Genomic DNA, 2988 nt, shown 5'->3' on the forward strand with positions numbered 1-2988 from the left:
TCCCTCAACGAGGATCCACCGCAACCACTTCGACCCCTGTTTGGTTAACCGTCCCAGGCGCGTCTTCCCCCCGGAGGCATGCACCGACGGGACCAGCCCTGCATAGGAGCAGAGGCGCCGGGCATCCGGGAAGCGGCGCACGTCCCGATCTCGCTGAGGATGAGCAACGCCGAGTACGGCCCAATCCCGGGCATGGTGCACAGGAGCTGGGCCTGCGGATCCTGCTCTACCTGGGCCTCGATGGTGGCCGTGACCGTCGCGAGCTCCTCGGTGAGCGCCTCCAGCAGGCGGAGGTAGCCATCGAGGGCGAGGCGGTAACAGGGGCGGAGCGGGACCGTGGCGAGGACGCGGCGACTCTTGACGCCAAAGGGCGTCTTGGTCGGCGTCCGAATCCCATTCTTGGTGAGAATGGCGTGCACCTTGTTTTTGACCTGGGTCCGGAGTCGGACGAGGGACGCCCGGGTGCGGAGAACCTCCCGGGTATCCCGCACCGGCCGGGGCGGGATGTAGGCCGCGGGGAGCAGATCAGCCCGGAGCAGGTGGGCCAATGTGGTCGCATCGATCTTGTCGGTCTTGATCCGGGCACTGGCAATCGCCTTGGTCTTCAGCGGATGCGCTAAGACGAGGTCGGGGCATTGGTCCTCGATCAGCTCATAGAGGTAGGTCCAGTGGCCCGTGACTTCCACCGCGATGCGCGTGTCGGGCCGGAGCCGCCTGAGATAGCCCTGCAAGGTTGGCGCGTCGGTGCGAAGGTTCACCTGTTCCAGGATCCGCCCGCGCTGGTCCATCCGGGTGATGAAGGATGTTGCCTTGTGCAAATCGATTCCGATATACTGCGGCATGGCTGCACCTCCTCGGTTGGGATCTGTGCCCTCCGCCTGCGGCGGAGTGAGCACCATATGCGGACGTTGAGTCCGCGTGGTCCATCGAGACCGTATGGTATCCCATTCCGGGTGTGCAGCCTTTTTCATCCTATCAAGTCTGCTCTTGGCTCATCTTTGGAGTGAAGGAAGGGGTCGCGGCTACACCTGACAATCCCTTTGCTACTTAGCCACGAATCAAGCTGAGGAGTTCGTCTGACATTCCTTCCCCAAAATACTGATCCCACGGGCGTCGGGGGCATCCTCGGCGCTCGTGGTAGTTTTGTTCGGTGATCCTCGCCTTGCCAAACCAGCATCGGCTGCTTGCTGCTCCCCCCCAAGCCCTGCTACAATCTTGCTAGAACCTCTCGCCTGAATGCCGCTCCACAGATCGCTCGCAGAGCCGCCCTCGCACGGTGGAGGAAGGGGCCAAGTAGAGTTTGGATCAGAGAGGGTAGTTCGTGACGGTATCCGAGCTCAGGTTGGAAGAAGGGCAATGATGTCTAGTACCTTTTCGAACCATGGGGGCTTTTCATGTCGCTGCGAGTTGCGTTCGGACAAACTGGTTGATTCGCCTTAACTCCTCGTCTCGCAGGCCCATAACCTCCTCAGGACTAAATCTCCTCATGTCATAGCGAGCTGCACGGGAGTCATCCTTGAGCTGGCGATAATCTTCATAGACCCCCGGGTTGCGTCGAAAAACCATCAGTCGGTCAAAGAGGTTGTCCATCTCGGCGTACCTAGAGATATTCCTGATGCGGTGCCTTGCAGCGAGCGCACGAATGTAGTGTAGAGCAGCGTAGAAGATTACTGTGGCCGCCCAGTCTAGGTAAGGAGTCCGTGTAAGGTCAAAAGTGCCGACGAAGTCTTCGTTATGTTCAGCTTGCCTGAGGTGCTCTCGTTCTGTAGCCATAAAGCCATTGTCAAATCAGCACGGGCTCACGGTAAAATACGATCCAACCTTGGAGATCGTCGGGTAACAGGGGACGCTCCTCAACTTGGTCGAGTGCTACTACGTTGAAATCAAACGTTATGTCAGGAAACTCTCGCATAAGTTGTAGTTCTTGACGATACACTTGCCGTCGTACCTCTTTATTGCGCTGACGGATGAACGTCCAAACCAGGTGAATATTTCTGTCGGTGGAGTAACTGACCGCAAGAACGTCCGGGATTCGGGCAAGTCGTTTCGCAAGTATCTGAACAGCAAATTCTATTCCTTCTCCCTGCACGAGAATGGGCTCTATCACGGATAAATAATTGAAGCCTTCCGTGAACGTAGCCCATGCGTACGGCGGTCTCCTAATCTCCCATCTCACATCCGACTGGGGGGAAATAGCGATGGTTTGTCCAATCTCCCGTCCGCCGTATTCGTCTCCCGAAGCCGTAGAAGTTGCTCCCCTGGCCTGGAAGAGCGGAATTCTATCAACCGCCGTGTCAGGTGCAAAAAGATCCGTGGTCAACCTTCGCCCCTCGTGGCCAGGATTAAACTGCTCCGAAGAACCTCTCCGCCGTTGTACCTCAGGATTAGAGAGTATTCTGCCTCGGTGGGAAATTCGAGGCCACCCAGCGTGTAAGTGCCTTGCATCGCATGAGTTCCTTCTTTGGCTGTCTCAATCGGCTCCAGATCCACCAACGTCGAACCATCGGGTCTAAGCACCTCCACCGCAACACGGCCAGGGCCTGGAACTACACACCGCCAATAGATTGCAAACATCGGTTGAATGATAGGAAATTTCGAAGACCAAATCCGATCGAATATACCATAAAGAGTCGTTTTCCCGGTTGGATCGCGGGCTACCGCGTCGCACGTCAGCAATGCCAGTCCGTAAGCGTTAGCCATGTTATCCTATCCTAACAGTCCCACGTGACTCCATAGCCTCTCCGCCCGCCAAGGCTGCCAATAGACTAACACGAGTTGGGGTTTTTCGCACGAGGGCATTAAGGGAGCACATAAAAGGGGTCGGGTCTTTTGTTGTTTGTTGTCCCGAGCCTCAGTCTGTGTCCGGTGGCTCCCACCCGTGGCGAGGTAGCACGGCTTCATACACTCTTTTCCGGTGGACAATCGCCAAAATCCACACCTCCTGCCGGACGATCTTGTAGACCACGCGGTAGTCCCCTACCCTGAGCT

Annotated in this window: 3 protein-coding genes; all 3 read right to left on the bottom strand. The window is 57.2% G+C overall.

Annotated elements, in window-relative coordinates; genetic code table 11:
- Window positions 1-44: 44 nt before the first annotated feature.
- Entirely contained in the window at window positions 45-842 is a 798-nt protein-coding gene (locus O6929_01715; protein MCZ6479113.1) for an IS110 family transposase, read from the bottom strand.
- A 550-nt stretch (window positions 843-1392) separates the two neighbouring features.
- The gene (locus O6929_01720; GenBank protein ID MCZ6479114.1) at window positions 1393-1773 is read right to left on the bottom strand and encodes a hypothetical protein; all 381 of its coding nucleotides are present in this window, start codon (window positions 1771-1773) and stop codon (window positions 1393-1395) included.
- A gap of 10 nt (window positions 1774-1783) precedes the next feature.
- Window positions 1784-2320 carry a hypothetical protein gene (locus O6929_01725; GenBank protein MCZ6479115.1) on the bottom strand — a complete coding sequence of 179 codons (537 nt, stop codon included), beginning with the start codon at window positions 2318-2320 and terminating at the stop codon, window positions 1784-1786.
- Between the last annotated feature and the right edge of the window lie 668 nt (window positions 2321-2988).

This window comes from Candidatus Methylomirabilota bacterium (genome assembly GCA_027293415.1).
In the GTDB taxonomy this organism is placed as follows: domain Bacteria; phylum Methylomirabilota; class Methylomirabilia; order Methylomirabilales; family CSP1-5; genus CSP1-5.